This window comes from Natrinema sp. H-ect4, from assembly GCF_041894845.1.
GTDB lineage: Archaea > Halobacteriota > Halobacteria > Halobacteriales > Natrialbaceae > Natrinema.
Map to the genome: position 1 here is coordinate 1 of NZ_JBHDYC010000054.1, position 625 is coordinate 625.

The window sequence follows — 625 nt, forward strand, 5'->3', positions numbered from 1 at the left end:
ACCTTCGACGGCGGTCCCGTCGCTGTCGTGGGCGTACTTCAGGATCCCCACGTCGATTCCGATGCATTTCTCGGGATTCTCGGGCTTCGGTGCCGCGTCGTTCTCGGTTTCGATTCCGAGGACGGCGAACCACTCGCCGGTCGGTTCCTGCTTGACGACGACCTCCTTGATCGTGGCGTCGTCCGGGACCTCGCGGTGGTAGATCATCGGAACGTCGCCGATCTTGGAAAGAGAGAGTACAGGCCGACCGCTCGTGTTGTTGAGCTTGAAGCCGGTTTGACTGTACTTGATCGAACGGTATTCCTGCGGGGCTTTCCACCGAAGCTCTCCGACGCGGTAGCCGTTGTCCTTCCGCCCCTTCAGTGTCGAAAGGTTGTCGTACAGACGTTGTACGACTTTCTGAAGCACCTTCGAGTGGACGTCCTGCAGGTCTGTCCACTCGCGTTTGAGGTCCGGGAGGAGCTTCTGCTCGGAGTAGGCAGAGGTTCCGTCCACTCTGTTGAGTCGGTGAAGGAAGTGGTTATAGACCTGCCGGCAGGTATCGACGGTCCACGCTAACCGCTCGTGGAGTTCGTCGGGCGGTTTGAGCCTGTACCGGTAGTTGTAGCGCATGGTCTACTCGTCT

Annotated in this window: 1 protein-coding gene; it reads right to left on the reverse strand. The window is 59.2% G+C overall.

Annotated elements, in window-relative coordinates:
* A partial coding sequence (locus tag ACEWFR_RS23765; protein ID WP_374063348.1) for an RNA-guided endonuclease InsQ/TnpB family protein occupies nt 1-612 on the reverse strand: 612 nt, incomplete at its 3' end.
* Nucleotides 613-625: the final 13 nt, after the last annotated feature.